This window comes from Stenotrophomonas sp. YJH_SMC_29 (assembly GCF_059371235.1).
Genome location: NZ_JCAFUK010000017.1, coordinates 65,241 through 90,263 on the forward strand (window position 1 = coordinate 65,241; position 25,023 = coordinate 90,263).

The 25,023-nt window shown below is 68.4% G+C and carries 26 protein-coding genes; 16 read left to right on the plus strand and 10 right to left on the minus strand.

The features are described 5' to 3' along the window. Positions 1-32 precede the first annotated feature (32 nt). The 5 genes from AC5P9I_RS16960 (at position 33) to AC5P9I_RS16980 (ending at position 4,831) form a co-directional block, all read left to right on the plus strand. Positions 33-1,442: an amidohydrolase gene (locus tag AC5P9I_RS16960; protein WP_049469092.1), complete on the plus strand. Its 1,410-nt coding sequence runs from the start codon at positions 33-35 to the stop codon at positions 1,440-1,442. Continuing rightward, positions 1,442-2,725: an amidohydrolase family protein gene (locus AC5P9I_RS16965; protein ID WP_049469095.1), complete on the plus strand. Its 1,284-nt coding sequence runs from the start codon at positions 1,442-1,444 to the stop codon at positions 2,723-2,725. The genes AC5P9I_RS16960 and AC5P9I_RS16965 overlap by 1 nt, the downstream gene beginning before the upstream one ends. A gap of 20 nt (positions 2,726-2,745) precedes the next feature. Continuing rightward, positions 2,746-3,378, plus strand: a complete 633-nt coding sequence (locus AC5P9I_RS16970; RefSeq protein WP_049469098.1) for a 2-hydroxychromene-2-carboxylate isomerase — start codon at positions 2,746-2,748, stop codon at positions 3,376-3,378. Positions 3,379-3,473: 95 nt separating this feature from the next. Further along, entirely contained in the window at positions 3,474-4,415 is a 942-nt protein-coding gene (locus tag AC5P9I_RS16975) for a DegV family protein (protein WP_049469102.1), read from the plus strand. A 77-nt stretch (positions 4,416-4,492) separates the two neighbouring features. Next, positions 4,493-4,831 (plus strand): hypothetical protein, encoded by a 339-nt coding sequence (locus AC5P9I_RS16980; RefSeq protein ID WP_049469108.1) that lies wholly within the window; start codon positions 4,493-4,495, stop codon positions 4,829-4,831. 89 nt (positions 4,832-4,920) lie between these two features. On the opposite strand, the gene AC5P9I_RS16985 is transcribed toward AC5P9I_RS16980, so the two are convergent. The 5 genes from AC5P9I_RS16985 to frmR all read right to left on the minus strand — a co-directional run bounded on the left by AC5P9I_RS16985 (position 4,921) and on the right by frmR (position 9,713). Then, entirely contained in the window at positions 4,921-6,366 is a 1,446-nt protein-coding gene (locus AC5P9I_RS16985; RefSeq protein ID WP_235645352.1) for a GGDEF domain-containing protein, read from the minus strand. Between the two features lie 697 nt (positions 6,367-7,063). Further along, complete coding sequence (fghA, locus tag AC5P9I_RS16990; RefSeq protein WP_130768668.1) at positions 7,064-7,894, minus strand: S-formylglutathione hydrolase; 831 nt, start codon at positions 7,892-7,894, stop codon at positions 7,064-7,066. Then, positions 7,881-8,261, minus strand: coding sequence for a YqcC family protein (locus AC5P9I_RS16995; protein WP_103282412.1), 381 nt, complete (start codon positions 8,259-8,261; stop codon positions 7,881-7,883). Before AC5P9I_RS16995 ends, fghA begins: the two co-directional genes overlap by 14 nt. A gap of 8 nt (positions 8,262-8,269) precedes the next feature. Next, the gene (locus tag AC5P9I_RS17000) at positions 8,270-9,379 is read right to left on the minus strand and encodes an S-(hydroxymethyl)glutathione dehydrogenase/class III alcohol dehydrogenase (RefSeq protein WP_053461366.1); all 1,110 of its coding nucleotides are present in this window, start codon (positions 9,377-9,379) and stop codon (positions 8,270-8,272) included. A 58-nt stretch (positions 9,380-9,437) separates the two neighbouring features. Next, on the minus strand, positions 9,438-9,713 hold the full coding sequence (gene frmR / locus AC5P9I_RS17005) for a formaldehyde-responsive transcriptional repressor FrmR (protein ID WP_005411009.1): 276 nt from the start codon (positions 9,711-9,713) through the stop codon (positions 9,438-9,440). A gap of 177 nt (positions 9,714-9,890) precedes the next feature. Between frmR and AC5P9I_RS17010 the strand changes: the two genes are divergently transcribed. After that, positions 9,891-10,931, plus strand: coding sequence for a hypothetical protein (locus tag AC5P9I_RS17010; protein ID WP_130768667.1), 1,041 nt, complete (start codon positions 9,891-9,893; stop codon positions 10,929-10,931). Here AC5P9I_RS17010 and AC5P9I_RS17015 read toward each other — a convergent pair. After that, the gene (locus AC5P9I_RS17015; protein WP_130768666.1) at positions 10,913-11,818 is read right to left on the minus strand and encodes a LysR family transcriptional regulator; all 906 of its coding nucleotides are present in this window, start codon (positions 11,816-11,818) and stop codon (positions 10,913-10,915) included. The genes AC5P9I_RS17010 and AC5P9I_RS17015 overlap by 19 nt on opposite strands. 130 nt (positions 11,819-11,948) lie before the next feature. On the opposite strand from AC5P9I_RS17015, the gene AC5P9I_RS17020 reads away from it, so the two are divergent. After that, complete coding sequence (locus AC5P9I_RS17020) at positions 11,949-13,052, plus strand: alkene reductase (protein ID WP_130768665.1); 1,104 nt, start codon at positions 11,949-11,951, stop codon at positions 13,050-13,052. Positions 13,053-13,101: 49 nt separating this feature from the next. Here the strand turns inward: AC5P9I_RS17020 and AC5P9I_RS17025 are convergent, their stop codons facing one another. Continuing rightward, positions 13,102-13,779, minus strand: coding sequence for an SMI1/KNR4 family protein (locus AC5P9I_RS17025; RefSeq protein WP_130768664.1), 678 nt, complete (start codon positions 13,777-13,779; stop codon positions 13,102-13,104). Positions 13,780-13,893: 114 nt separating this feature from the next. Here AC5P9I_RS17025 and AC5P9I_RS17030 point away from each other — a divergent pair, with 114 nt between their 5' ends. Then, complete coding sequence (locus AC5P9I_RS17030; protein WP_130768663.1) at positions 13,894-14,310, plus strand: VOC family protein; 417 nt, start codon at positions 13,894-13,896, stop codon at positions 14,308-14,310. A 51-nt stretch (positions 14,311-14,361) separates the two neighbouring features. On the opposite strand, the gene AC5P9I_RS17035 is transcribed toward AC5P9I_RS17030, so the two are convergent. Next, positions 14,362-15,246 carry a LysR family transcriptional regulator gene (locus AC5P9I_RS17035; RefSeq protein WP_049470402.1) on the minus strand — a complete coding sequence of 295 codons (885 nt, stop codon included), beginning with the start codon at positions 15,244-15,246 and terminating at the stop codon, positions 14,362-14,364. Between the two features lie 104 nt (positions 15,247-15,350). Between AC5P9I_RS17035 and AC5P9I_RS17040 the strand changes: the two genes are divergently transcribed. Then, on the plus strand, positions 15,351-16,409 hold the full coding sequence (locus AC5P9I_RS17040) for an NAD(P)-dependent alcohol dehydrogenase (RefSeq protein ID WP_049470398.1): 1,059 nt from the start codon (positions 15,351-15,353) through the stop codon (positions 16,407-16,409). Between the two features lie 91 nt (positions 16,410-16,500). Here AC5P9I_RS17040 and AC5P9I_RS17045 read toward each other — a convergent pair whose 3' ends face one another. Continuing rightward, a complete protein-coding gene (locus AC5P9I_RS17045) occupies positions 16,501-17,865 on the minus strand; it encodes a glutamate--cysteine ligase (RefSeq protein ID WP_049470395.1) in 1,365 nt (454 codons plus the stop codon). Positions 17,866-18,016: 151 nt separating this feature from the next. Here AC5P9I_RS17045 and AC5P9I_RS17050 point away from each other — a divergent pair, with 151 nt between their 5' ends. From AC5P9I_RS17050 to AC5P9I_RS17060, 3 genes are all read left to right on the plus strand, one after another. After that, positions 18,017-18,721: a VIT1/CCC1 transporter family protein gene (locus AC5P9I_RS17050; RefSeq protein ID WP_130768662.1), complete on the plus strand. Its 705-nt coding sequence runs from the start codon at positions 18,017-18,019 to the stop codon at positions 18,719-18,721. Further along, positions 18,718-19,542 (plus strand): helix-turn-helix transcriptional regulator, encoded by an 825-nt coding sequence (locus AC5P9I_RS17055; RefSeq protein ID WP_130768661.1) that lies wholly within the window; start codon positions 18,718-18,720, stop codon positions 19,540-19,542. The genes AC5P9I_RS17050 and AC5P9I_RS17055 overlap by 4 nt, the downstream gene beginning before the upstream one ends. A 387-nt stretch (positions 19,543-19,929) precedes the next feature. Further along, positions 19,930-20,901, plus strand: coding sequence for an MBL fold metallo-hydrolase (locus tag AC5P9I_RS17060; RefSeq protein ID WP_057495006.1), 972 nt, complete (start codon positions 19,930-19,932; stop codon positions 20,899-20,901). Positions 20,902-20,973: 72 nt separating this feature from the next. On the opposite strand, the gene yihA is transcribed toward AC5P9I_RS17060, so the two are convergent. Next, the gene (yihA, locus tag AC5P9I_RS17065) at positions 20,974-21,576 is read right to left on the minus strand and encodes a ribosome biogenesis GTP-binding protein YihA/YsxC (protein ID WP_049466467.1); all 603 of its coding nucleotides are present in this window, start codon (positions 21,574-21,576) and stop codon (positions 20,974-20,976) included. A 157-nt stretch (positions 21,577-21,733) separates the two neighbouring features. Between yihA and AC5P9I_RS17070 the strand changes: the two genes are divergently transcribed. From AC5P9I_RS17070 to AC5P9I_RS17085, 4 genes are all read left to right on the plus strand, one after another. Then, entirely contained in the window at positions 21,734-22,534 is an 801-nt protein-coding gene (locus tag AC5P9I_RS17070) for a c-type cytochrome (protein ID WP_057495005.1), read from the plus strand. Positions 22,535-22,640: 106 nt separating this feature from the next. Further along, positions 22,641-23,291: a thiol:disulfide interchange protein DsbA/DsbL gene (locus AC5P9I_RS17075; RefSeq protein WP_049466462.1), complete on the plus strand. Its 651-nt coding sequence runs from the start codon at positions 22,641-22,643 to the stop codon at positions 23,289-23,291. A 106-nt stretch (positions 23,292-23,397) separates the two neighbouring features. Beyond that, positions 23,398-24,231 (plus strand): thiol:disulfide interchange protein DsbA/DsbL, encoded by an 834-nt coding sequence (locus tag AC5P9I_RS17080; protein ID WP_057495004.1) that lies wholly within the window; start codon positions 23,398-23,400, stop codon positions 24,229-24,231. A 53-nt stretch (positions 24,232-24,284) separates the two neighbouring features. After that, positions 24,285-25,022, plus strand: coding sequence for an endonuclease/exonuclease/phosphatase family protein (locus tag AC5P9I_RS17085; RefSeq protein WP_180995892.1), 738 nt, complete (start codon positions 24,285-24,287; stop codon positions 25,020-25,022). Position 25,023: the final 1 nt, after the last annotated feature.

The window sequence follows — 25,023 nt, forward strand, 5'->3', positions numbered from 1 at the left end:
TCAGCGGATTCACGCGTCGGTTGGGGATCTGCATGGCATCGATGGTGTTGCGCGCCGCTCTTGGGCTGGCGCTGGTTTCGTTGAGCACGGCACCGGCGGTGGGCGCCTCGCGCTTCGTCGCCGATCCCTACCCCAGCACCTACCAGGCGCATCCCGATGCGCCGGTGCTGATCCAGAACGCCACCGTGCTGACCGGCACCGGCCAGCGCCTGGACAACGCCGACGTGCTGCTGCGCGAGGGCCGGATCGCCGCCGTGGGCCGCCAGCTGCAGGCCGACGCCGGTGTCACCCGCATCGATGCGCAGGGCAAGTGGGTCACCCCCGGCCTGATCGACGTGCACTCGCACCTGGGCGTGTACCCCAGCCCGGGCGTCGGCGCGCACAGCGACGGCAACGAGATGACCGCGCCGGTCACCGCCAACGTCTGGGCCGAGCACTCGGTCTGGCCGCAGGACCCGGGTTTTGCCACCGCGCTGGCCGGCGGCGTGACCAGCATGCAGGTGCTGCCGGGCTCGGCCAACCTGGTCGGTGGCCGCGGCGTGACCCTGAAGAACGTCCCCGCCATCACCTACCAGGCGATGAAGTTTCCCGGCGCACCGTGGGGACTGAAGATGGCCTGTGGCGAGAACCCCAAGCGGGTCTACGGCGAAGGCAAGGGCGTGACCCCGGCCACGCGGATGGGCAACGTCGCCGGCTATCGTGCCGCCTTCATCGATGCCGCCGACTACATCGCCAAGAACAAACCGAAGCCGGCCAAGCGCAAGGGCTGGTTCGGCAGCGACAAGGGCGACAGCGCCGGTGATGCCGGCGGCAAGCGCGATCTCAAGCTGGACACGCTGGCCGGCGCGATCGAAGGCGACATCCGCGTGCACATCCACTGCTACCGCGCCGACGAGATGGCCACCATGCTCGACCTGGCCAAGGAATTCGGCTTCAAGGTGGCGGCCTTCCACCACGGCGTGGAGGCCTACAAGCTGGCCGACCGGCTGGCCGCCGACGGCGTCTGCGGTGCGCTGTGGGCCGACTGGTGGGGCTTCAAGATGGAAGCCTTCGATGGCATCCCGGAGAACATCGCACTGGTCGACCGGCCGAGGAACAGCTGCGCCATCGTCCATTCCGATTCGCCCGAAGGCATCCAGCGGCTGAACCAGGAAGCGGCCAAGGTGATCGCGGCCGCGCGCCGTGCGCACATGCCGGAGATCGCCCCCGAACACGCCATCACCTGGATGACCGCCAACGCCGCCAAGGCGCTGGGCATCGAAGGCCAGACCGGCACCCTGGAGGCCGGCAAGATGGCCGACGTGGTGGTGTGGAACGGCAACCCCTTCAGCTCCTACGCGCTGGCCGAGCAGGTCTTCATCGACGGCCGCCGGCTGTACGACCGCGGTGCACCTGCGGCCACGCCACGTTCCGATTTCCAGCTTGGCCAGGAGGTGCACTGATGGTGGCGCTCAAGCAGTTGGCGCGGTCTGCGGCGAAGGGCCGCCGGGCATGGCTCGGCGCGACGGTCATGGTGCTGGCCTGCCTCTCCGCATCCGCACAGGCGCAGGACCTGCTGGTGCGCAACGCGACCGTGCATACGGCCAGCGCGCGCGGCAGCCTGCAGGGCGCGGACGTACTGGTGCAGGGCGGCATCATCCGCGCGGTCGGCCGCGGCCTGTCCGCCCCGGCCGGCACAACCGTGGTCGACGCCGATGGGCGCCCGCTGACGCCGGCGCTGTTCGGGGGCATCACCGAGATCGGCATCGAAGAAGTCTCCGGCGAAGCGAGCACGGTCGACAGCACGCTGAAGATCGGCGAACAACCGTTGCGCCCCGAATTCGATGTCACCCTGGCCTACAACCCGGCCTCGGTGCTGATCCCGGTGGCGCGCCTGGATGGCATCGGCTTCACTGCGCTGGGGGCCGCCACCGGTGGCGGCTTCGTTGCTGGCCAGGGCGGTGTGATGCGGCTGGACGGCAGCGCCGACCCGCTCGGCCCGCGCGCGCTGTTCCTGCGGCTGGGGTCGGCTGCGGTGGAGTTGACCGGACACTCGCGCGCTGCGCAGTGGATGCTGCTGCAGCAGATGGTGGACGAGGCGCGCGGCCAGGTTGCCGCCGACTCGCCGCACGCCCTGCTGACGCCGGCCGGGCGCCGCACGCTGGGCCGTTACCTGGCCGGCCAGGGCCGCATCGTGGTGGAGGTGGACCGCGCCGCGGACATCCGCCAGCTGCTGCGTTGGGCGTCCCGCGAAAAGGTGAAGATCGCCATTGCCGGTGGCAGCGAAGCCTGGCAGCTGGCACCGGAGCTGGCAGCCGCGCAGGTGCCGGTATTCGTCGACGTGCTGTCCAACCTGCCGGCCAGCTTCGACCAGATCGGCGCCACGCTGGAAAACGCGGCACGCCTGCAACGGGCCGGCGTGGCCGTGTCGTTCGTGCAGCGTGGTGATGCTTCGCACAACGCGCGCAAGATGCGCCAGCTGGCCGGAAATGCCGTGGCCAACGGCTTGCCCTGGGCCGACGGCCTGGCCGGGCTGACCCGGGTGCCGGCGCAGGCGTTCGGCGTGGCCGACCAGATCGGCAGCATCGAGCCGGGCAAGCGTGCCGACCTGGTGCTGTGGGAGGGCGACCCGCTGGACGTGGCGCACTATGCCGAACAGGTCTGGCTGGGCGGCCGGGCGATGCCGATGCGCTCGCGCCAGACCGAACTGCGTGACCGCTACCTGCAGCGCAACGCGCAGCCCTGACCGCATTGAAGGACACCACCATGGCCACCCTGCGCTGGTATTTCGACTTCGTTTCGCCGTACTCCTACCTGCATTGGCAGAAGCTGAAGCAGCTGCCCCAGTTCGCGCGGATCCAGCCGGTGCCGATTGCCTTTGGCGCCGTGCTGCACCACCTGGGCAATCTCGGGCCGGCCGAGATTCCGGCCAAGCGCCGCTTCATGTACCGCCAGCTGCTGTGGACCGCGCAGGCCGAGGGCACGCCGCTGCACTTCCCGCCGGGCCATCCGTTCAACCCGCTGTCCGCCCTGCGGCTGTGCCTGGCTGCTGGCGCCGGCACGCAAGCGGTGGACGTACTGTTCGACTGGATCTGGCGCGAGGGGCACGCGGGCGACAGTGCCGAGGCCCTGCGCGAACCGGCTGCGCGGCTGGGGATCGAGGATGTCGCCAATGCCATCGCCGCGCCGGCGGTCAAGGAGCAGCTGCGCCGCAACACCGAGGCCGCCATTGCCGCCGGCGTGTTCGGCGTCCCCACCCTGGCCATCGATGGCGAGTTGTTCTGGGGCAACGATGCCCACCCGCTGATGGCGGCGGTGCTGGCCGACCCGGACCTGCTGCAGCAGCCCGAATGGCAGCGCCTGGCCGAGCTTCCGGTGGCGGTGCAGCGCAGTCGCTGAACAGGGCGTGGCGCATTTGCCGCGCGCGCCACGCCAGATTTTGAGATAGATTTCACGTTTCCGAACCTACAACCGCCCTGGAGGGGGAGCCGCGGATGCGCATCGGAATCGTCGTCGACTCGGCCTGCGACCTGCCGCAGGACTTCATTGCCGAGCACAACATCGTGCTGCTGCCGATCACCGTGCGGATCGGCGAAGCCGTGCTGGCCGATCATCGCGATGAGCAGGCCACCCTGAGCTTCCTGCACGCGCACGTGGCCGAGCACGGCGCCGAGGCGGAGACCATTCCCTTCAGCGTCAACCAGATCCGCGACCTGTTCCTGCAGCAACTGGTGATCGACTACGACCACGTGTTCTGCATGACCATCACCAAGACCCGCAGCCCGATCCACGACAACGCGCTGCAGGCCAGCTTCGCCATCCTCAACGACTACAAGCCGGTGCGGCAGGCGGCCGGCCACAACTCGCCGTTCGCGCTGCGCGTGCTCGACACCCAGAACCTGTTCGCCGCGCAGGCGGTGACTGCGGTGGAAGCGGTACGCCTGCGCGCCAGTGGCGCCAGCGTGCAGCAGATCCGCGAACGCCTGGAAGAACTGGCCGGCAACGTGCACGGCTACATGGTCACCCGCGACCTGTACTACATGCGCGCACGTGCGCGGCACAAGGGTGACCGCAGTGTCGGCCTGCTCAGCGCGGCGCTGGGCAGCGCGCTGGACATCAAGCCGGTGCTGCACGGTTACCGCGGCGAGACCGGGCCGGTGGCCAAGATCAAGGGTTTTGACAACGCCGTGCAGAAGCTGTTTGCGGTGGTCGGCCAGCGCGTGCGCGCTGGGCTGATGACGCCGACGGTGTGCATCAGCTACGGCGGTGAACTGGACGAACTGCGCGCCCTGCCCGGCTACGCCCAGATGAAGGACGTCTGCGCCGGCCACGGCGTAACCGTGTACGAAACGGTGATGAGCCTGACCGGCATGGTCAACGTCGGCAAGGGCGCGGTCACCGTGGGCTTTGCCGATGGACCGCATCGGTTTGAATGAAGGCCAACCGCGGCGGAACTCTGCACATCGATTCCACCGCGGTTGTGCCAGCCTTGCCGCACTTCAAGGAGAACACCATGCCTGCGCAGTACCACATCAGCCTGCCCGACCCGTCCAAGGCACGCGGCAACGACCCTGACCTGTCCTTCCATTCGCAGGGCGCCGCCGGCTTCGCCGAGGAGCTGCAGGATGCCCTGCGCAGCGGCACGTTGTTCGAACGCTGGAAGGCCAAGCAGCCCGACCCGGATGCAGTGGAGCCGCAGTGGGGCGCAACCGATCCCGAGGCCACCGTGACCGGTGAGCAGAAGGACCTGCGCATCAACCTGGTGGCCACCACCCGCATCGACAGCGATGTGTTCAAGCAGCGCCTGCGCCTGCTGGCCGGCAGCCACTGGGAACTGCGCGACGTGCGTTGAGGCCATGCCGTGGTAGTGCCGGCCGCTGGCCGGCAACCGCGGCGTCCGGGGAGGTGCCGGCCAGCGGCCGGCACTAAGGGCTGGTCCGCTCAACAGTCCATGGTTCCGTGCGCGTTGCCCTCGTCATCCAGCACGTGCGCATGCAGGACCACCTGGTTGCGGCCGGCACGCTTGGCGGCATACAGGCCGGCATCGGCGTCGGCCAGAAGCTGATCGGCGCTGGCCATCGCTGGCGGATGCAAATAGCCCACGCCGATGCTGATGCTGACCGACCCTTCCGGCAGCGGCAGCGCCGCCACCGCCTCGCGCAGGCGCTCGGCCAGTGCCAGCACGCCCGACAGCGCACTTCCGGGCACGATCACCGCGAATTCATCGCCGCCGTAGCGAGCGACACGGTCACCGGCGCGGCCGGCGCTCGCCTTCAGGACCGCTGCCACGGCCTGCAGGCAGCGGTCGCCGGCGGGATGGCCGTGGCGGTCGTTGAAGGCCTTGAAATGATCGATATCCAACAGCAGCAGGCCCAGCTCGGTGCCACTGCGCCGTGCGCGGTTCCACTCGGCCAGCAGCAGCGCGTCGAACTCGCGCCGGTTGGCCACGCCGGTCAGGCCATCCTGGCGCGCCAACTGGTCCAGCGAGGCCTGCCGTTCCATCAGGTCCACCTGCAGCAGGATGCTGCGCAGGCCGAACCCCAGCGTCGCCACCACGAACCCGCTCACGGCCAGGGGCCGGGCGTGGTCGACCACCAGCGTGCCTACCACCAGCAGCAGCAGCGGCAGGATCATCGGGCCCGCCGCCTGCACCGTGCGCGCCATCCGCGGATGCGACGCCAGGACCCGCGCCGGTGCCTGGCTGAGTGCGAGCAGCGCCAGCAGCAGGAACGGCAGATCGATCAGCAGGTCGGCATAGGCACCGAACGCATCGCCGGAGGTGTAGTGGTTGATGTAGTACGCCACCAACAGGTAGGTCACCGCATACATCGCCAGCGCGCGGAAAAAGGTGCGCCGCTCGGGAACGTCGCCGGCCAGCCAGCGCACCACCGCGAACACAGCGATGCACAGGTTCTGGATATCGAACATGCGTTGCATGTTGGCCAGCGCGTGGTCGTCGATGTCAACGCGGGCGGCAAACGACTGCGCGTGCACGAAGAACAGCACGCCCAACAGCGCCGCCATCGCCGCATCGATCAGGCTGATGCTGACCCGTTCCCGGCGCGCCCGGGCCAGGATAAACACCAGGGGCACACCGTAAAGCACGTAAAGGAACAGGCTTGCGCGCGGGGTGAAATCGGCACGCCCGGCGCCCAGGGCGTCAATCATGTTGAACGCCATGCCGCCGGCCCACAGCAGCAGGGCCAGCGCCGTGGCGCGCCACCCCAGTGCCGCGCGGTCGCGGCGGGCCCGCCACAGGCAGGCGATCGCAGCCAGCAGCGGGGCGCCGGTCAGGAAAACGAAGGAACCCGCCCCGGCGGGACCGGGCCACAGGGCCAGCACCAGCCCATGGCACAGCACATACAGCAGCGCCAGCACTACCGGCATGCCTTCCCCCATCCGCAAGGCCGTATGGGCGCACGATAGCGCGCCGGCACGCCACAGCGGCGTGATCCACTGCGGCAAAACAACACGCCGCGGGCCACGGTAGTGCCGGCCGCTGGCCGGCATCCGAGGGAATCACGGGCCGGCAGGTTGCCGGCCAGCGGCCGGCACTACCGGCAAGGCCTCAGGCGTACAGCGTGTAGGGGTGATGGGCCGGCACGCCACAGCGGCGTGATCCACTGCGGCGAAACGACGCTCCGCGTGCACCGCCACGGTAGTGCCGGCCGCTGGCCGGCATCCGAGGAAATCACGCGGCGGCAGGTTGCCGGCCAGCGGCCGGCACTACCGGAAGGCCCCCAGGCGTGGAGCGCGTGGGGGTGATGGACCGGCACGCCACAGCGGCGTGATTCACTGCGGCAAAACAACACGCCGCATGCACCGCCAGGGTCGTGCCGGCCGCTGGCTGGCATCCGAGGGAATCACGGGGCGGCAGGTTGCCGGCCAGCGGCCGGCACTACCGGAAAGGCCTCAGGCGTACAGCGCGTGGGCGTGGTGGGCCGGTACGCCACAGCGGCGTGATCCACTGCGGCGAAACGACGCTCCGCGTGCACCGCCACGGTCGTGCCGGCCGCTGGCCGGCATCCGAGGGAATCACGGGCCGGCAGGTTGCCGGCCAGCGGCCGGCACTACCGGCAAGGCGTCAGCCGTGCAGGGCGCGGGCGTGGTGGGCGATGTGCTCGCCGATGAAGCTGGCGATGAAGTAGTAGCTGTGGTCGTAGCCCGGCTGCAGGCGCAGGGTCAGCGGATGGCCGGCCGACGCGCAGGCCTCCTGCAGGCGCTGCGGCTGCAGCTGGGTCTGCAGGAACTCGTCCGCCTCGCCCTGGTCGACCAGCAGCGGCAGGCGCTCGTCAGCCATAGCGATCAGCTCGCAGGCATCCCATTGCGCCCAGTCGGCCGGGTTGTCACCCAGATAGGCAGTGAACGCCTTCTGCCCCCACGGGACATGGCTGGGCGCGACGATCGGCGAGAACGCCGACACGCTGCGGTAGCGCCCCGGGTTGCGCAGCGCGATCACCAACGCGCCGTGGCCGCCCATCGAATGACCGCTGATGGCGCGTGCGCCGGTCGCCGGGAACTCCGCTTCGATCAGCGCCGGCAGCTCGTGCACTACGTAGTCATGCATGCGGTAGTGCTCCGCCCAGGGCGCGCGGGTGGCGTTGAGGTAGAACCCCGCGCCCTTGCCGAGGTCGTAGCCTTCGGCATCGGCCACGTCATCACCGCGCGGGCTGGTATCTGGCGCGACGATGATCACGCCGTGTTCGGCCGCATAACGCTGCGCGCCCGCCTTGGTGATGAAATTCTGCTCGGTGCAGGTCAGCCCACTCAGCCAGTACAGCACCGGCAGCGTCTGCGTTTCCGCCTGCGGCGGCAGGTACACGGCGAACTGCATGTCGCAGCCCAGCGTGGTCGAATGATGGCGGTAGACGTCCTGCCAGCCACCGAAACAGGCGCGGTGTTCAATGCGTTCCATCAGGCTCTCCTGCGCACCGGCCTCGGCCGGCACGTCTATTGATCAGTTCATCCAGCTGCGAAAGCAGGTGCAGAAGCGGCTCGACACCGGGCTGGCCGTCGAGGTTGCGGTACGCCGCCACCGCCACGTCGCTGCGCGGTGGCCACTGGCCGTCGGCGCGGGCTTCGTGCAGGCGCGGCAGGAACACCTGTGCCAGCCAGTGCTCGAACGGCATCTCGTCGATACCGAAAGGTGAATCCACCGCGCGCGGCGGACCCACGTCGCCCTCTACCCAGCCCAGCGCGCGCAGCGCCTGCTCGATCGGCGCCACCAGGGCCGCGCGCGGGTCTTCCGCACGCGGCCGGCGCAGGGCATCCAGCCAGCCCATGACGCGGCTCAGTAATGGACCACCGAACGGATCGACTTGCCTTCATGCATCAGGTCGAAGGCGTCGTTGATCTTGTCCAGTTCCATGGTGTGGGTGACGAACGGGGCCAGTTCGATATCACCCTTCATCGCGTCTTCGACCATGCCCGGCAGCTGGCTGCGGCCCTTCACGCCGCCGAAGGCAGTGCCCATCCACTTGCGGCCGGTCACCAGCTGGAACGGGCGGGTGGAGATCTCCTGCCCGGCACCGGCCACGCCGATCACCACGCTCTGGCCCCAGCCACGGTGCGCGCATTCCAGCGCCGCGCGCATCACGTTGACGTTGCCGATGCACTCGAAGCTGTGGTCTACGCCCCAGGTGGTCATTTCAACGATGACCTGCTGGATCGGCGTGTCGAAGTCCTTCGGGTTGATGCAGTCGGTGGCGCCGAATTCGCGCGCCAGTTCGAACTTGGACGGATTGGTGTCCACTGCGATGATGCGGCCGGCCTTGGCCTGGCGCGCACCCTGGATCACCGCCAGGCCGATGCCCCCCAGGCCGAACACCGCTACGCTGTCGCCTTCCTGCACCTTGGCGGTGTTGTGCACCGCGCCGATTCCGGTGGTGACGCCGCAGCCGAGCAGGCAGACGTGCTCCGGGTTGGCGTCCGGGTTGATCTTGGCCAGCGAGACTTCGGCCACCACGGTGTACTCGCTGAAGGTCGAGCAGCCCATGTAGTGGTACAGCGGCTCGCCGTTGTAGCTGAAGCGGCTGGTGCCATCGGGCATCACGCCCTTGCCCTGGGTGGCGCGCACCGACACGCACAGGTTGGTCTTGCCGCTCTTGCAGAACAGGCACTCGCCGCACTCGGCGGTGTACAGCGGAATCACGTGGTCGCCCGGCTTGACGCTGGTCACGCCCTCGCCCACCTCCACCACGATGCCGGCGCCTTCATGGCCCAGCACCACCGGGAACAGGCCTTCCGGATCATCGCCGGACAGGGTGAACGCATCGGTGTGGCAGACACCGGTATGGGTGATCTTCACCAGCACTTCGCCCTTCTTCGGCGGGGCGACGTCGATCTCGACGATCTGCAGCGGCTGGCCGGGACCAAAGGCGACGGCGGCACGGGACTTCATGGTGGCTTCTCCAAGGACAGGCAGTAACAGGATGGGCGGCGCACTGTTGCGCCGTCGTTTATTTCAGGTACGAGCGGATCAACGCGCTCATGTCGCGCACGCGTTCGGCGCGTTGTTCGTCGGAGGCGGCGGGCTGGCCGAACTCCTCGCGCAGATGGGCTTCCATCACCTCGGACATCAGGCCGTTGACCGCGCCACGGATGGCGGCGATCTGCTGCAGCACCGGCCCGCAGTCGGCGCCAGCTTCGAGCGCGCGATCCAGCGCATCGCACTGGCCGCGGATGCGGCGCACGCGAGCCAGGACCTTCTTCTTCTCTTCGGGTGAGTGCGGCATGGCGGGCCACCTCGAAACTATACTGGGGGATAGTATACACGGCCACCCTGCCAGTGCCACCGACGCTCCCCGCCGCCATCGCGATCCGCCGGCAGAGCCGGGCTAAAGAACGCCGCCACGCAGCCGCTACCCGGTGCCTGATGGCGAATGAGTCGCCGGCAATGACACGGAGTTCTGATGATGGTGCGTCCCCTGCTGCCCGCCTGCCTGGCCATGGCCCTGGCATTCCCCGCACTGGCCGAGCAGGCCCCCACTACCGCGACGGCCCAGGTGGATCTGCAGCAACCGGCGCGCATCCGCCTGTTCAGTGCCAATGGCCAGTATCTGGCGATGCGCAAGAACCACACGCGCAGCGGCGCCGAAGCCGAGGTGGTCAGGGTGGAGAGCAAGGCGTCCAAGGGTGTGTTCAGCACGCTCGCCTCGTTGGCCACCGGCAATGAAAGCACCTCGATCGGCATGCCCGAGTCATTCGCCACCGGTACGCTGGGCGGTATCCGCAAGCCCTTCTATCGCGAATTCGCACTGGTGCCGGGCCAGCTGGTCAATGTGATGGCCAACTTCGAGGGCAATCGTCGCTGCGTTCCCGCGGGCGAAAGGGTTCGCGACCTGCGCTTCACGCTGCCGCCCTCGCTCCTGCTGACGCCGGAACCGGGCCTGGACTACGAAGTATCGTTCGGTACCGACGGCAGCAGTTGCGGCATGAACGCCAGGCTGCTGCTGGCCGACGGGCGCTCAGTGCCACTCCCCACCGAGTTGCAGCGGCAACGCTCAGCAAAGACGTACAAGGTGGAAGGAACGCATCTGTATACCTTCCTGTTCCGCCCGGGCAGCGTGTACTACCGCCCGGTCGGCGAGGCGGAGGACCTGCAGCTGCGCATCGACGATGCCGAACATGCCGACGCATTCGAAACGGCGATGCGCGAGATCGCCTCGCGGCCCGGCACCCAGATGTGCATCTTGCTGCCGGACTTCTTCTACAAGAGCCCGCTGAAAGACCGGCTTGACCGCGTCCTGGACGAGCAGGACAAGAATTTTCCGGCCATCCTCGAACCGATCGAAGGACTGCGCAAAGTCCGCCAGCTTGAGGACCATGTGCCCACCACCTTCCTGGATGCTGCCGCGTACTGCCAGTTGGCAGGGATGATGGCGTTCCCGCCCCGCAACACGCTCGATGGCGCACCCGACGTGGCAGCCCCGGCTCAGTCAAACAATCCCTGAGCCGCCAGCCGCGCCAGCTCATCCACCACATAACGCACCTTCGGCCGCAGGTGGCGGGTTGGCGGCCACAGCGCATGGATGTCGATATGCCGCTGCATGTGCGCATCCAGCACCGATTGCAGCGCGCCGGATTCCAGGTGCCGGCGCACCAGTGACTCCGGCATCTGGCAGATGCCCAGCCCAGCAATGGCGGCGTCGATCACTGCATCGCCGTCGTTGAGTTGGTAGGCCGCATTCGGGATGAACGTTCCTTCGGCATCATCACTGCCAATCCGCCACGCCACCGGTTGCCCGTGGCGGAAGCCGACGATGCTGCGGTGCTGTGCCAGTTCCTCCACGGTCGCAGGCACGCCATGCGCCTGCAGGTACTCCGGCGATGCACAGGTGACCAGGCGCTGGCGACCCAGCCGGCGCGCGACCAGGTGCTCTGCGTGGTGCAGCCCACCGAAACGGATCAGCAGGTCGATGCCCTCTTCGACCGGATCAACGAAGTGATCGGTGAAGGTCATCGTCAGCTGCAGGTCCGGGTACTGCCGGCACAACCGCAGCAGCACCGGCAACACCACCAGCCGCCCGAACGAGGACGGCATGTCGATGCGCAGCCGCCCGCTGGGCAGGCCGGCCGAACCCAGGCAGGCCTCGGCGGCGGAGATTTCTTCCAGCGCCGCCGCACACGACGCGTAGTACGCCTCGCCGTCGGTGGTCAGCGCGATGCGCCGCGTGGTGCGGTGGAACAGGCGCACCCCCAGCCGCGTTTCCAGCCGGGCGATGGCCTTGCCCACCGCTGAGCGTGAGACGCCCAGTGCATCGGCCGCTTCGGTGAAGCTGCCCGAGCGGGCCGCAGTAACGAAGGTCACCAGGCCATTCAATGATTCCAGCGGCAGCATTCTCCCCCCCACATTGGGGACAAATTGTCCCACACTCAGGGAGATCGAAGCGCTTTATGCGCCCGCATGTCAACTCCATCCTGTGTGCATCGCGCCGCTGGCGCTCCTCCCCCGCACCGAGATGACCGACATGACCGCCACCCTGTTCCGCCCCTTCGACCTGTCAGGCACCCTCCTGCGCAACCGCATCGTGATGGCCCCGATGACCCGTGCCCGCAACCCCGGCTCGGTCGCCAATGCGCTCACCGCGCAGTACTACCGGCAACGCGCCAGCGCTGGGCTGATCATCAGTGAAGGCACCCCGGTCTCGCCGCAGGGCCAGGGGTACATCGACGTGCCGGGCATCTGGTCGGCCGAGCAGGTGGCGGGCTGGAAGCAGGTGACCGAGGCCGTGCATGCCGAACAGGGCACGATCTTCGCCCAGCTCTGGCATGTGGGCCGCATGTCGCACTCCTCGCTGCAGCCCGATGGCGGACAACCGGTCAGCGCTGGCACTCGCCCGGTCGCCAGCGCACCGAAGAACACCTCGTTCGTCTACCTGGACGACGGCAGCCGCGGCCATGCCGATCCCACTCCGGCGCGTGCGCTGGCCACCGAAGAGACCCCCGGCATCGTCGACGACTTCGTGCGCGGCGCGGAGAACGCCATCGCGGCCGGCTTCGACGGCATCGAGCTGCATGCTGCCAACGGCTACCTGTTCGAACAGTTCCTCAACCCGCTCATCAACCAGCGTGAGGACCGGTATGGCGGCTCGCTGCCCAATCGTGCGCGCCTGATCCTGGACACCGTCGATGCGATGGCGCAACGCATCGGTGCCCACCGTATCGGCGTGCGCCTGGCACCGAACAACCTCACCTTCGACATGCCGTTCTACCCCGACAACGAAGCCACCTATCTGTACCTGGCCGGGGAACTGGGCAAACGCGGCCTGGCCTACGTGCATCTCAACGACAACCTGCAGGCGGGCCAGTCGGTGCTGGGCGAGGCCTTCCTGCAGCAGTTCAAGCAGGCCTACGGCGGCACCCTGATCCTGGCCGGTGGCATGACCCGCGAACGCGCGCTGCAGCTGGTCGAGGCGGGCACCATCGACCTGGCCGCGTTCGGCCAACCGTTCATCGCCAACCCGGACCTGGTCGAGCGCCTGCAGCGCGACATTGCGTTGGCCACTCCGGACCGCAGCAGCTACTACGGCGGCGGCGAAGCCGGTTACCTCGACTACCCGGCCGCCGGCTGATCCCGCACGGGGTCGGATCCCCGCCACAGGGGGGGCTCCGACCCTTGGATCAGGCGTCCTCGCGCACGTAGGCGAACGAATGGTCCAACCGCTCGAAGTCGATCACTTCAGCGACGATGGCCTGCGCATCCTCGTCGCTGATACGTCCCTCGGCAATAGCGTCAACACGGGCGAACAGCCGCTGCAACGCCGCGTACTGGTCATCGCGCAGGAACGGTTGATGGCTGTGCAGCCAGCGCTGCAGGTTGCTGGCCAGCTCGCCATGCGAAAGCAGCGTGTACGTCGCTTGGTAGTCGGCAACTGCTTCGACCATCTTGCGGAACAGGAAGTCCTGGTAGCTGGCGGCCAGCACATCGGCACGATCATCGTCATGCCACACCAGCACGACCGGCGGTTCAGCAACACCGGGCGCGTTGCTCCAGAAGCAGTAGCTGTCGCCGCCACCCGTCCGCGCAAACGGCAGCAGCTGCAGGTCCGTGCGCAGGGGGTTGTAATGATCCTCGGCGGTCAGTTCCTGCCACGCCTCGAGCAGTTCATCGTGTTCCAGCGGTTCGTATTCCTGGGCGTACAGCAGCACCGGCGGATCCGCCTGCAGCGTCGGGAACACCACCTTGGACCATTCCGGATGTGGGGCACCCCAGCTCAACCGACCCGCTGCATGCAACTGCTTGAACAGGGGCGGGAAGGACTGGCCGGTGGCCCGTTCGATGTCAGATAGCGTGCTCATGGATGTCCTTGTCGATAGAGACCGCCCAGCTTGCCCGAATGCGCGCAGCAGATGAACCGGTGGCAGCACGCGGCAGGACTAGACTGCGACCACCGGATGCCGCCCATCGCTGCCATGAACGCCCCTGCCCACAGCTTCATCGTCAACCTCGACGTGCCCGACCTGGCCGCCGCCGAAACCTTCTATGTGGCCGCGTTTGGATTGCGCATCGGCCGCCGTCTCGGCCCGGAGGCCGTGGAATTGCTCGGTGGGCCAACACCGCTCTACCTGCTGCAGAACGAGGCTGGCAGCGCCGCCACCGAAGACGGCGACGTGCGCGACTACCAGCGCCACTGGACCCCGGTGCACCTGGACTGGGTGGTGGATGACATCGACGCCGCGCTGGCACGTGCAGTCGCAGCCGGGGCGACACTCGAGCAATCCGTGCGCGAGCGTCGCTGGGGACGCATCGCCGTGCTGGCCGATCCATTCGGCCACGGCTTCTGCCTGATCCAGTTCAGTGGCGAAGGCTACGACGCGCTGGTGACATGAGCGATTGGGGTGGGTGCCGGCCGTGGGTCGGCACTGCATCCCTTACCGCCACTACGCCCGCAGCATATCCACGAACGCCCGAAGCGCGCCCGGCATCTGCCGCTGCTTCGGGTAGTACAGCGCGAATCCGGCGAACGGTTCGCTCCAGTCTTCCAGCACTGCCACCATCTGCCCCGAGTCGATGTACGGCCTTGCCGTGTCTTCCAGCACGTACGCCAGGCCGATGCCATCCAGAACGGCGCGCACGATCGTGCCCTGCTCGCACAGGGTCAGCCGCCCCGGTACATCGATCTCCAGCGCCTGCCCACCGCGCTCGAACTGCCACTTGTACAGGTGCCCGCTGGCGAAGCGGAAGCGGATGCATTCGTGCGCGGCCAGGTCGCGCGGATGCTGTGGCGCCGGGCGCCGCCGCAGGTAGTCCGGCGAGCCGACAATCAAGCCACGCAGCGGTGGGCCCATCGGCACCGCCACCATGTCCTCGGGTACGAACTCGTGCAGGCGCACGCCGGCGTCGTAGCCTTCGGCGACGATATCGACCAGGCCATCGTTCTCGGTCAGCTCCACGCGCACGTCGGGATGGGCGTGCAGGAAGCGCGCCAGCCGCGGCCCCAACTGGGTCGGCACCGCCGCGCGGGTGGCGTTGATGCGCAGCAGGCCGGCCGGGGCGGCGCGGAAGTGGTTCATTTCTTCCAGTGCGTCGTGCACTTGCCCCAACGCCGGCTGCAGGCGCTCCAGCAGGCGCTGCCCGGCTTCGGTCAGGGCCACGCTGCGGGTGGTGCGATGGAACAGGCCCACGCCCAGCCGCTCCTCCAGCGCGCGGATCGCATAGCTCACCGCCGAGGTCGACAATGCCAGTTCGGCACCGGCGCGGCGGAAGCTGCGATGGCGGGCAACTGCGGCGAACGCGGCCAGATGGGTCAGGTTGTCAGTGGCCATTGTGCAGTTTCACTTGATGAATCATGCCGATATCCGCGCTTCTTGCCACTGGGCATGGGGCGTATTGTAAAGCGCCTTTCGATAAACCCTGCCAAGGATTCCCCATGTCCCTCGCCCGTGGTTACGCCGCCCATTCACATACCGCCCCGCTGGTGCCCTACGCGTTCGAACGCCGCGCGGTCGGCCCGGACGACGTGCGCATCGAGATCCTCTACAGCGGCATCTGCCATTCCGACCTGCACCAGGCCCGCGATGACTGGGGTGGCTCGATCTACCCGATGGTGCCGGGCCACGAGATCATCGGCCGGGTGACCGAAGTCGGCAGCAACGTCACCCGCTTCAAGGTCGGCGACCACGCCGGCGTCGGCTGCATGGTCGATTCCTGCCGCCACTGCGACGCCTGCCAGCACGACCTGGAGCAGTACTGCGCCGAGGGTGCGACCTGGACCTACAACGGCCGTGAACGCGAAACCGGCGCGCCGACCTACGGCGGCTATTCCGACCACGTGGTGGTCGAGCAGCGCTTCGTGGTGAAGGTGTCCGACACCCTCGACCTGAAGGCGGCCGCACCGCTGCTGTGCGCCGGCATCACCACCTGGTCGCCGCTGCGCCACTGGAAGGTCGGTCCGGGGCAGAAGGTGGGCGTGATCGGTCTCGGTGGCCTCGGCCACATGGGCGTGAAGTTCGCCAAGGCACTGGGCGCGCACGTGGTGATGATCACCACCACGCCGGAAAAGGGTGCCGACGCCAAGCGCCTGGGCGCCGATGAGGTACTGGTCTCGCGCGATGCCGCGCAGATGAAGGCGCACGCCGGCAGCTTCGACTTCCTGCTCAACACCATCCCGGTCGGCCATGACACCAACCCTTACATGGGCCTGCTCAAGCGCGAGGCCACCATGTGCCTGGTCGGCGTACTGACCGAACTGGACCCGCCGCTGACCGGTGGCAGCGTGATCTTCGGCCGCAAGCACCTGACCGGCTCGGCGATCGGCGGCATGGCCGAAACCCAGGAAATGATGGACTTCTGCGCCGAGCACGGCATCGTCAGCGATGTCGAGATCATCGACATCAAGAACGTCAACGAAGCCTGGGAACGCATGGCGAAGAACGATGTGCGCTACCGCTTCGTGATCGACATGGCGACGATGAAGGACGCCGCCTGATCCAACGCAGATGTGGAAAAGAAAAACCCCGGCAATGCCGGGGTTTTTCTTCTGGTAGTGCCGGCCGCTGGCCGGCAACCCCGCATGACGATCAGTACGCGAATTCGCGGAACACCGGATCGACGTCGCCGTGCCAGCGGCCATGGAACAGCGCCAGCTTGCGCTCGGCCGGGGTCAGGCCGGATTCGACGATCTCCTGCAGCACGTCCAGGAACTTGCTCTCGTCCTGTCCGTCGGCATTGCGCGCTGCGCGGCGCCTGAGGCCTTCCACCGAAATCTTCACCGCTTCCCGGGCCAGGTCGCGAACCGTGCCATTGCGGAACGGCAGGTTCATCGCATGCTTGGGCACGCCATCGCGCAGCGCATGGCGCTCGGCCAAGGTGAAGTCATGCACCAGGTCCCAGGCAGCATCCAGTGCGGTGTCGTCGTACAGCAGGCCGACCCAGAACGCGGGCAGCGCACACAGGCGGCTCCACGGGCCGCCATCGGCGCCACGCATTTCCAGGTACTTCTTCAGGCGCACTTCGGGGAACGCGGTGGTCATGTGGTCCGACCAGTCGCGCAGGGTCGGCAGCGCACCCGGCAACACCGGCAGCCTGCCCTGCATGAAATCGCGGAAGCTCTGCCCGCTGGCGTCGTGGTAGATGCCATCGCGGTAGGAGAAATACATCGGCACGTCGAGCAGGTAGTCGACATAGCGCTCGTAACCGAAGCCATCCTCGAACACGAAGTCGAGCATGCCGGTGCGGTCGGCGTCGGTGTCGGTCCAGATGTGCGAGCGGTAGCTCAGGTAGCCGTTCGGCTTGCCTTCGGTGAACGGCGAGTCGGCGAACAGCGCGGTGGCGATCGGCTGCAGCGCCAGCGACACGCGGAACTTCTTCACCATGTCCGCTTCGGTGGCGTAGTCCAGGTTCACCTGCACGGTGCAGGTGCGGGTCATCATGTCCAGGCCCAGCGAGCCGACCTTGGGCATGTACGAGCGCATGATCTTGTAGCGGCCCTTCGGCATCCACGGCATTTCATCGCGCTTCCACTTCGGCTGGAAGCCCATGCCGAGGAAACCCAGCTGCAGTTCGCCGGCCACCTGTGCCACTTCGTTGAGGTGGGTGCCGGTCTCCACGCAGGTCTGGTGGATGGTCTCCAGCGCCGCGCCGGACAGTTCCAGCTGTCCGGCCGGTTCCAGCGTCACCGAGGCGCCGTCGCGCAGCAGCGCGATCGTGTTGCCGTTTTCCTGCACCGGCTCCCAGCCGAAGCGGACCAACCCGTTGAGCAACGCTTCGATGCCGCGCTCGCCCTCGAACGTCGGCGGGCGCAGGTCATCCAGGCGGAACCCGAACTTCTCGTGCTCGGTGCCGATGCGCCACTGCGCGCGGGGCTTCTCGCCGGAGGCGATCACCTCCACCAGCTGCGAGCGGTCGGTAATGGGGGTATCGGCGACGTGGCTGGGGCTCGACAAGGGGAAGGCTCGCTGGACGGTGGCGGGGGATGTGGGGCTCGCGGCCTTCCATCGCAAGGGCGCACTATAGCGTGGCACCCCGTTGCGTCATGCGACGGTGACGGGTTTCAGCATCCTACCGACGCCCTCTTGACCCTCGTACACTCAGCGCATGAGCCGCCATTCGCGACACCCCGAACTGCACCGCTCCGAGCGCGTCGGCTGGCTGCGTGCCGCCGTGCTGGGCGCCAACGATGGCATCGTCTCGGTGGCCGGCCTGGTGGTCGGCGTGGCGGCCAGCGGCGCCTCCGCTGCCACCCTCCTCGCCACCGGCGTGGCCGGCACCGTGGCCGGCGCGATGTCGATGGCCGCCGGCGAGTATGTCTCGGTGCAGACCCAGGCCGACACCGAAGCGGCCGACCTGGCCATGGAAACACGCGAACTGCGCGAAGACCCGCACAGCGAGCTGGAGGAACTGGCTGCGATCTACCGCCACCGCGGCCTGGAGCCTGCATTGGCCCGGCAGGTGGCCGAACAGCTGACCGCCCACGATGCACTGGGTGCCCACGCCCGCGATGAGCTGGGCATCACCGACACCCTGCGCGCGCGCCCGCTGCAGGCGGCGCTGGCCTCGGCCGGTGCGTTCACCTGCGGAGCAGCGCTGCCGGTGCTGACCGCCCTGCTCGCGCCGGTCGACAAGGTCGCATTGATGACCACTGCCAGCACCCTGCTCGGCCTGTGCCTGACCGGCGCGGTGGCGGCCCGGGCCGGGGGCGCACCGCCTGCGCGCGGCGCGATCCGGGTGATGTTCTGGGGCGCGTTGGCGATGGCTGCGGCGGCCGGCGTCGGTCGCCTGTTCGGTGCCCAGGTGTCATGACCGGCATGCTGCCACCGGCCACCGCAGTGCTGGCCGAGATGGCCAGTCTGGCCGGCTGCGGGCGCGCCGAGGGCTACGCCTGCATCACCGCGCGCCGCGAGCATGGCGCCAGTTCGGTAGAGATTCCGCAGCCGCAGTTCGCGATCCTGCTGGAAGGCCGCAAGCAGGTGCGCACTGCACACCAGTCGCTGACGTTCGTTCCCGGCGACATCCTGCTGCTGACCCAGCGGTGCCGCATCGACGTGGTCAACACCCCTGATCCCTGCAGCGGCCGCTACCTCAGTGCCATCGTGCCACTCTGCGCCGAAGTGCTGGCGGCGGCGCGTACGCTCTGGAACGAAGAGCTTCCCGCGCAGGGTCCGGCGATGGCGCGGCTGCCGTTGATCGAACATGCCGTGGTGCTGCGCCAGTGGCGGCAATCACTGCAGGACGGGCGTTACAGCGAAGCGCGACTGGCCCTGGCCTCGCTGGTGCTGACCCTGTGCCGCCAGGGTCATGGCAACCTGCTGCTGCCGCAGGCGCCGAGCCTGAGCGAACAGATCCGCGACCGCATCGCCGCCGAACCGGCACGCGACTGGCAATCACGTGATGTGGAAGCGCAGTTCGCGCTGAGCGGCGCCACCCTGCGCCGCCGCCTCGCCGCCGAAGCCACCAGCCTGCGCCAGCTGCTCACCGAGGCGCGGTTGGCGCATGGCATGCAGCTGCTCTACACCACCGACCTGCCACTGAAGACCGTCGCCGCACGCGCGGGTTACCGGTCTGCGGCGAGTTTCAGCAAGCGCTTCGCCGAGCAGTACGGACTGGCTCCGACCGACATTTGAGGGGGTTCGGCAGGGCTTGCAGCCCTGCTTCGGTAGTGCCGGCCGCTGGCCGGCAACAGCAACAGCGTGCATTCCGTGAGATGGCGGGGCGGTGTGGGTGGGCAGGACACGCCGTAAACCCCGCTCCGCGGTCCGGCCCAGCCGCTGGCGGCTGGGCCCCGGAGTGGGACTTGCGGCGTCCCCCACAACCGGACCCACCCCGCCATCCCACGGATAGCCCGCTGTTGCTGTTGTTGCCGGCCAGCGGCCGGCACTACCGCGGGTGCAGGGCGCAGCCCTGCAGACACCCCCCCCTCCCTGAGCATTCCGCGCAGCGGATTGAGCGCCGCGCACACGCCCGTCACGGCACGCTGGCACCACGGAATCACCCGTTCACCGAGAACCGCCATGACCCTGCACCCCCTGCCGCTGCGCGGCGCCCTGCTGCTGGCCCTGTCCTCCCTGCCGCTGGCTGCGCTGGCCGAAGCCACCTCGCCCGCGCCCACCCAGCAGGTACCCGGCGTCTACCACCAGCGCGTCGGCACCTTGCAGGTCACCGCGCTGTTCGATGGCGTGGTCGCGCTGGGCCGTCAGGAAGTGGTGGATGTGCCAGCGACGCTGGTCAGCCGCCTGCTGGAAGGCCACTACGTACCGGAAGACAAGAAAGGCCTGCAGACCGCGATCAACGCTTTCCTGGTGCGCCAGGGTAACCACCTGACCCTGGTCGACACCGGTACCGCGCAGTGCTTCGGCCCCGGCCTGGGCCAGGTGCTGGGCAATCTGCGTGCCTCCGGCGTGGACCCGTCCGAGGTGGATGAGGTGCTGCTGACCCACGCCCATCCGGACCACCTGTGCGGCGTACTCGACGCACAGGGCAAGCCGGCCTACCCGAATGCCACGGTGTGGCTGTCCAAGGCGGATGCCGATTACTGGCTCAACCCGGCCAGCGAGGCCACCGCGCCGAAGGGCGTGCGCTTCGCCTTCCCGCTGGCACGCAACGCGGTGGCGCCGTATCAGGCCAGCGGCCACCTGCGCACCTTCAGCCCCGGCGATGCCCTGCCCGGTGGCGCGGTAGCGATGGATACCCATGGCCATACCCCCGGCCATGTCTCCTACCGGTTCGACAGCCAGGGCCAGTCACTGCTGGTGTGGGGCGATGTGCTGCACTTCCACGCGGTGCAGTTCGCGCATCCGGAGGCGGCGTTCGAGGCCGACTCGGACCGCAAGGCGGCCACCGCCAGCCGCCGGAGCCTGCTGCAGCAGGCCACCGCCCGCGGTTGGTGGGTGGCCGGTGCACACCTGCCGTTCCCGGGCCTGGGCCACGTGCGCAGCGAAGGCCAGGCGTATGCGTGGGTGCCGGCGGAGTATTCGCCGTTGTGAGGGTGTGCCGACCAAGGTCGGCACCCACCCGATCGGGTAGCGCCCGGCTGCCAGCCGGGCGACCGGAGAGCCTTATTCCAGCCCCAGCCAGCCGCCGATCACGCCGCGGGCTTCGTCCACGCCGGTGCGGTCTTCGCCGGAGAACACCTGCACGCTGACGCTGTCGCCATAGGCCGAGTGCAGCTCCTTGCGCACCTTCTGCAGCGTCTGCATCTGCTGGCTGCGGCTGAGCTTGTCGGCCTTGGTCAGCAGCGCGTGCGCCGGCAGGCCGCGCTGCACGGCATAAGCCAGCATCTGCCGGTCGTAGTCCTTCAGCGGATGGCGGATGTCCATCACCACCACCAGCCCCTTCAGGGCCTCCCGGGTGCGGAAATACCTGTCGATAAAGGCCTGCCAGTGCGCCTGCAGGTCCAGCGGCACCTTGGCGTAGCCATAACCGGGCAGATCGACCAGGTGCGCGTCCGGAGTGATCTGGAAGAACACCAGCTGCTGGGTGCGGCCGGGAGTCTTGGAGACACGGGCCAGGGCGTTCTGGCGGGTCAGCGCGTTGAGCGCACTGGACTTGCCGGCGTTGGAGCGGCCGGCGAAGGCCACTTCGGCCCCTTCATCGGGCGGCAGCTGCCGCACGTTGTGGGCCGAGAGGTGGTAACGGGCGCGTTCGATGAGCAATGACATATGCCTAGGATCGCATGTTGCGGCGCCGCGCGCCCGTCCCGGCGGTCCGTGCCGGCATTTTTGCTGCACTGCTGCGTTGACCGTGCGCGGAAACGGCGTTGATAATCCGGGCGATGCCGGCCGCCATCGCCCGGCCCGGTCCATACGGAGCTTCAGCATGCGCCACGCTCGCGTTCTTGCCGTATCCGCCCTTGCCACTGCCGTAGTCGTTGCCGCCGCTGCGTTCGCGCAGACCACGTTGACTCCGCTGCCCGACAACGGGCCGATCCGCACCGCGTCGCTGGAGGTGGACTTCAGCAAGACCCACTGGGGTGATGCCAAGGCCGGCCAGACCAAGGCGACGGCCTGTGCGGCCTGCCATGGCGCCGACGGCAATTCCACGGTGGAGATGTATCCGTCCATCGCTGGCCAGAGCGAACGCTACGTGGCCCAGCAGATGGCCCTGATCGCCAATGGCCAGCGCAGTTCCGGCGCAGCAGTGGCGATGGTGCCGTTCGTGCAGAACCTCACCCCGCAGGACATGCGCGATATCGGCGCCTACTTCGCCACGCAGAAGGCCAACGCGGGCATCGCCGACGACACGGCGGTCACCGACGGCCCCTACAAGGGCATGAAGTTCTACGAGATCGGCCAGCAGCTCTACCGTGGCGGCGATGCCAAGCGTGGCCTGCCGGCCTGCATGGCCTGCCACGGCCCCAGCGGTGCCGGCAATCCCGGCCCGGCCTATCCGCACCTGGGTGGGCAGCACGCCAGCTATGTCGCGCGCCGCCTGCAGGAGTACCAGGCCGGCCAGACCAACGAGACCGACAAGGCGCACTTCCAGATCATGGCCACGGTCGCGCAGAAGCTCAGCGAGCAGGAGGTGCAGGCCCTGTCGAGCTACCTGCAGGGCCTGCACAACAAGGCCGACGATGTGGCCGCGGCGGCCACGCCGACGCAACCGGCTGCCGCCCCCTGAGCACCACTGGTCGGCCGGGGCCGCGACGTCGGCCCACGGCTGCGGTATGTTTCCTTCACGCCGGCGGCTGCGCCGGCGTTGCTTTTTTCAACGGAGATGCGTGTCGATGAGGTTGATTTCCCGCCTGCTGTTGTCCGTGCTGGTGTTGCTGCCGCTGGCAGCCTGCGCCGCCACCCCCGCCAATGCCCCGCTGGTCGAGGGCAAAGACTACGAGCGCATCGCCCAGCCGGGCCCGTTCCAGCCGCTGGCCGGCAAGATCGAGGTGGTCGAAGTCTTCGGCTACACCTGCCCGCACTGCGCCCATTTCGAACCGCAGCTGGAAGCCTGGGCGGCCAAGCTGCCGGCCGACGTGCGCTTCACGCCGGTCCCGGCAGCCTTCGGTGGCGCCTGGGATGCCTGGGCACTGGCCTACTACGCCGCCGACGAAGTCGGCGTGGCCAAGCGCAGCCACGCTGCCGTGTTCAAGGCCCTTCACGAGCAGGGATCGCTGCCGATGCAGAACGTCTCGGCCGATGAGCTCGCCACGTTCTACAAGGCCTACGGCGTGACCCCGGACCGCTACCTCCAGGCGCTGCGCGGCGATGCCGTGCAGAAGAAGGTCGAGGCCGCGCGCGCGTTCGCCCAGCGCACCAAGGTGCCGGGCACCCCGGCCATCATCATCAACGGCCAGTACCTGGTGCGCGGCAACAGCTTCGACGACCAGCTGCGCATCGCCTCGGCGCTGATCGCCCAGGCCCGCGCCGCCCGCGGCCGCTGAACCAACGCCCACCCTCGACACGGCGCTGTCGCCGCCGCATGTCATCATTTCCCCCTGGCTGGCGCCTGGCGCCGGCCCCACCTTTCCAGATGCTGGAGACGTTTCCATGAAGATCCGTTACGCCCTCGCCCTCGCAGCGCTGCTGCCGATCCTGGCTGCCTGCAAGGCTGATGACGGCAGCACCAACACCACCGCGGCCCCGGCCGCACCGGCCGCCGCCCCGGCCACCCCCGAACCGGCCGCTGCGCCGGCGGCGGGCAGCGAAGGCGCCGCGCCGGCTGCCGCCGAAGGCGACAAGGCCCCGGCCGAAGCGACTCCGGCCGCCGCGCCGGCCCCGACCACCGCCGCGCTGACCGGCCCGGCCCCGGTGGAAGGCGCCGATTACCAGGTGATCCCGAACGGCCAGCCGTTCCAGCCGGCCGCCGGCAAGATCGAAGTGACCGAGATCTTCGGCTACGTCTGCCCGGCCTGCGCCGCGTTCCAGCCGCTGGTCGGCCCGTGGAAGGCCGGCCTGCCGAGCGACGTCAACTTCGTCTACGTGCCGGCCATGTTCGGCGGCACCTGGGATGACTATGCCCGTGCGTTCTACGCCGCGCAGACCCTGGGCGTGCAGGAAAAGACCCACGAAGCGCTGTATGCCGCCATCCACTCGCAGAAGACCCTGAAGGGTGAGCGCGGCCGTGATTCGGTGGAAGACATCGCCAAGTTCTACGCCGCCTATGGCGTGGATCCGAAGCAGTTCGCCGCCACCATGGGCAGCTTCGCAGTGAACGCCAAGACCAACTCGGCCAAGCAGTTCGCCCAGCGCAGCCAGATCAGCGGCACCCCGTCGATCATCGTCAACGGCAAGTACCTGGTGAAGGGCAAGAGCTTCCCGGACATGCTGCGCATCGCCGACCACCTGATCGCCCGCGAACGCGGTGCGGCCCAGGCTCACTGATCCAAGAGACGCATTTCCCGGCCGTGAATTCCCCCCGTACACGGACCCTGCGCTTGCTGACGGCCAACATCCAGGCCGGCTCAAGTACCCGCCGCTACAGCGACTATGTGACCCGCAGCTGGTCACATGCGCTGCCGGCGGGTCGCAAGCGCAGCAGCCTGGACGCGATCGCCACCCTGGCGCGCGACCATGACATCGTCGGCCTGCAGGAGGCCGACCCGGGCAGCCTGCGCTCGGGCTTCACCAATCAGACCCACTACCTGGCCCAGCGCGCCGGCTTCAACTACTGGAGCCACCAGCCGAACCGGCGCATGGGCGGCGTGGCGTCCAGTGCCAATGGCCTGCTGAGCAAGCTGGAACCGGTGGAAGTGCAGGACCATGCCCTGCCCGGCCGCATCGGCGGGCGTGGCGTGCTGCTGGCCAAGTTCGGCGACGGTACCGATGGCCTGGCGGTGGCGGTGGCGCATCTGTCATTGGGTGCGGGCTCGCGGATGTCGCAGCTGGGCTTCATCGCCGAACTGCTGTCCGACCACCCCAACGCGGTGCTGATGGGCGACTTCAACTGCCTGGCCGAACGCCCGGAAATGCAGGTGCTGTACCAGAAGACCCGGCTGCAGCCGCCCGACTGCATCGTGCCGACCTTCCCCAGCTGGCGCCCCGATCGCGCCATCGACCACATCCTGGTCAGCAGCGGACTGCTGACCCGCACCGTGGAAGCCGTACCGGCCGCGTTCTCCGATCACCTCGCCCTGGCGATGCAGATCGACGTCCCGACCGACGCCCTGCGCTGAA

Bases quoted from the DNA above. Each gene is read 5' to 3' on its own strand.
- AC5P9I_RS16960 (WP_049469092.1), top strand. From the start codon at position 33: ATGGCATCGATGGTGTTGCGCGCCGCTCTTGGGCTGGCGCTGGTTTCG.
- AC5P9I_RS16965 (WP_049469095.1), top strand. From the start codon at position 1,442: ATGGTGGCGCTCAAGCAGTTGGCGCGGTCTGCGGCGAAGGGCCGCCGG.
- AC5P9I_RS16970 (WP_049469098.1), top strand. From the start codon at position 2,746: ATGGCCACCCTGCGCTGGTATTTCGACTTCGTTTCGCCGTACTCCTAC.
- AC5P9I_RS16975 (WP_049469102.1), top strand. From the start codon at position 3,474: ATGCGCATCGGAATCGTCGTCGACTCGGCCTGCGACCTGCCGCAGGAC.
- AC5P9I_RS16980 (WP_049469108.1), top strand. From the start codon at position 4,493: ATGCCTGCGCAGTACCACATCAGCCTGCCCGACCCGTCCAAGGCACGC.
- AC5P9I_RS16985 (WP_235645352.1), bottom strand. From the start codon at position 6,366: ATGCCGGTAGTGCTGGCGCTGCTGTATGTGCTGTGCCATGGGCTGGTG.
- fghA (WP_130768668.1), bottom strand. From the start codon at position 7,894: ATGGAACGCATTGAACACCGCGCCTGTTTCGGTGGCTGGCAGGACGTC.
- AC5P9I_RS16995 (WP_103282412.1), bottom strand. From the start codon at position 8,261: ATGGGCTGGCTGGATGCCCTGCGCCGGCCGCGTGCGGAAGACCCGCGC.
- AC5P9I_RS17000 (WP_053461366.1), bottom strand. From the start codon at position 9,379: ATGAAGTCCCGTGCCGCCGTCGCCTTTGGTCCCGGCCAGCCGCTGCAG.
- frmR (WP_005411009.1), bottom strand. From the start codon at position 9,713: ATGCCGCACTCACCCGAAGAGAAGAAGAAGGTCCTGGCTCGCGTGCGC.
- AC5P9I_RS17010 (WP_130768667.1), top strand. From the start codon at position 9,891: ATGATGGTGCGTCCCCTGCTGCCCGCCTGCCTGGCCATGGCCCTGGCA.
- AC5P9I_RS17015 (WP_130768666.1), bottom strand. From the start codon at position 11,818: ATGCTGCCGCTGGAATCATTGAATGGCCTGGTGACCTTCGTTACTGCG.
- AC5P9I_RS17020 (WP_130768665.1), top strand. From the start codon at position 11,949: ATGACCGCCACCCTGTTCCGCCCCTTCGACCTGTCAGGCACCCTCCTG.
- AC5P9I_RS17025 (WP_130768664.1), bottom strand. From the start codon at position 13,779: ATGAGCACGCTATCTGACATCGAACGGGCCACCGGCCAGTCCTTCCCG.
- AC5P9I_RS17030 (WP_130768663.1), top strand. From the start codon at position 13,894: ATGAACGCCCCTGCCCACAGCTTCATCGTCAACCTCGACGTGCCCGAC.
- AC5P9I_RS17035 (WP_049470402.1), bottom strand. From the start codon at position 15,246: ATGGCCACTGACAACCTGACCCATCTGGCCGCGTTCGCCGCAGTTGCC.
- AC5P9I_RS17040 (WP_049470398.1), top strand. From the start codon at position 15,351: ATGTCCCTCGCCCGTGGTTACGCCGCCCATTCACATACCGCCCCGCTG.
- AC5P9I_RS17050 (WP_130768662.1), top strand. From the start codon at position 18,017: ATGAGCCGCCATTCGCGACACCCCGAACTGCACCGCTCCGAGCGCGTC.
- AC5P9I_RS17055 (WP_130768661.1), top strand. From the start codon at position 18,718: ATGACCGGCATGCTGCCACCGGCCACCGCAGTGCTGGCCGAGATGGCC.
- AC5P9I_RS17060 (WP_057495006.1), top strand. From the start codon at position 19,930: ATGACCCTGCACCCCCTGCCGCTGCGCGGCGCCCTGCTGCTGGCCCTG.
- yihA (WP_049466467.1), bottom strand. From the start codon at position 21,576: ATGTCATTGCTCATCGAACGCGCCCGTTACCACCTCTCGGCCCACAAC.
- AC5P9I_RS17070 (WP_057495005.1), top strand. From the start codon at position 21,734: ATGCGCCACGCTCGCGTTCTTGCCGTATCCGCCCTTGCCACTGCCGTA.
- AC5P9I_RS17075 (WP_049466462.1), top strand. From the start codon at position 22,641: ATGAGGTTGATTTCCCGCCTGCTGTTGTCCGTGCTGGTGTTGCTGCCG.
- AC5P9I_RS17080 (WP_057495004.1), top strand. From the start codon at position 23,398: ATGAAGATCCGTTACGCCCTCGCCCTCGCAGCGCTGCTGCCGATCCTG.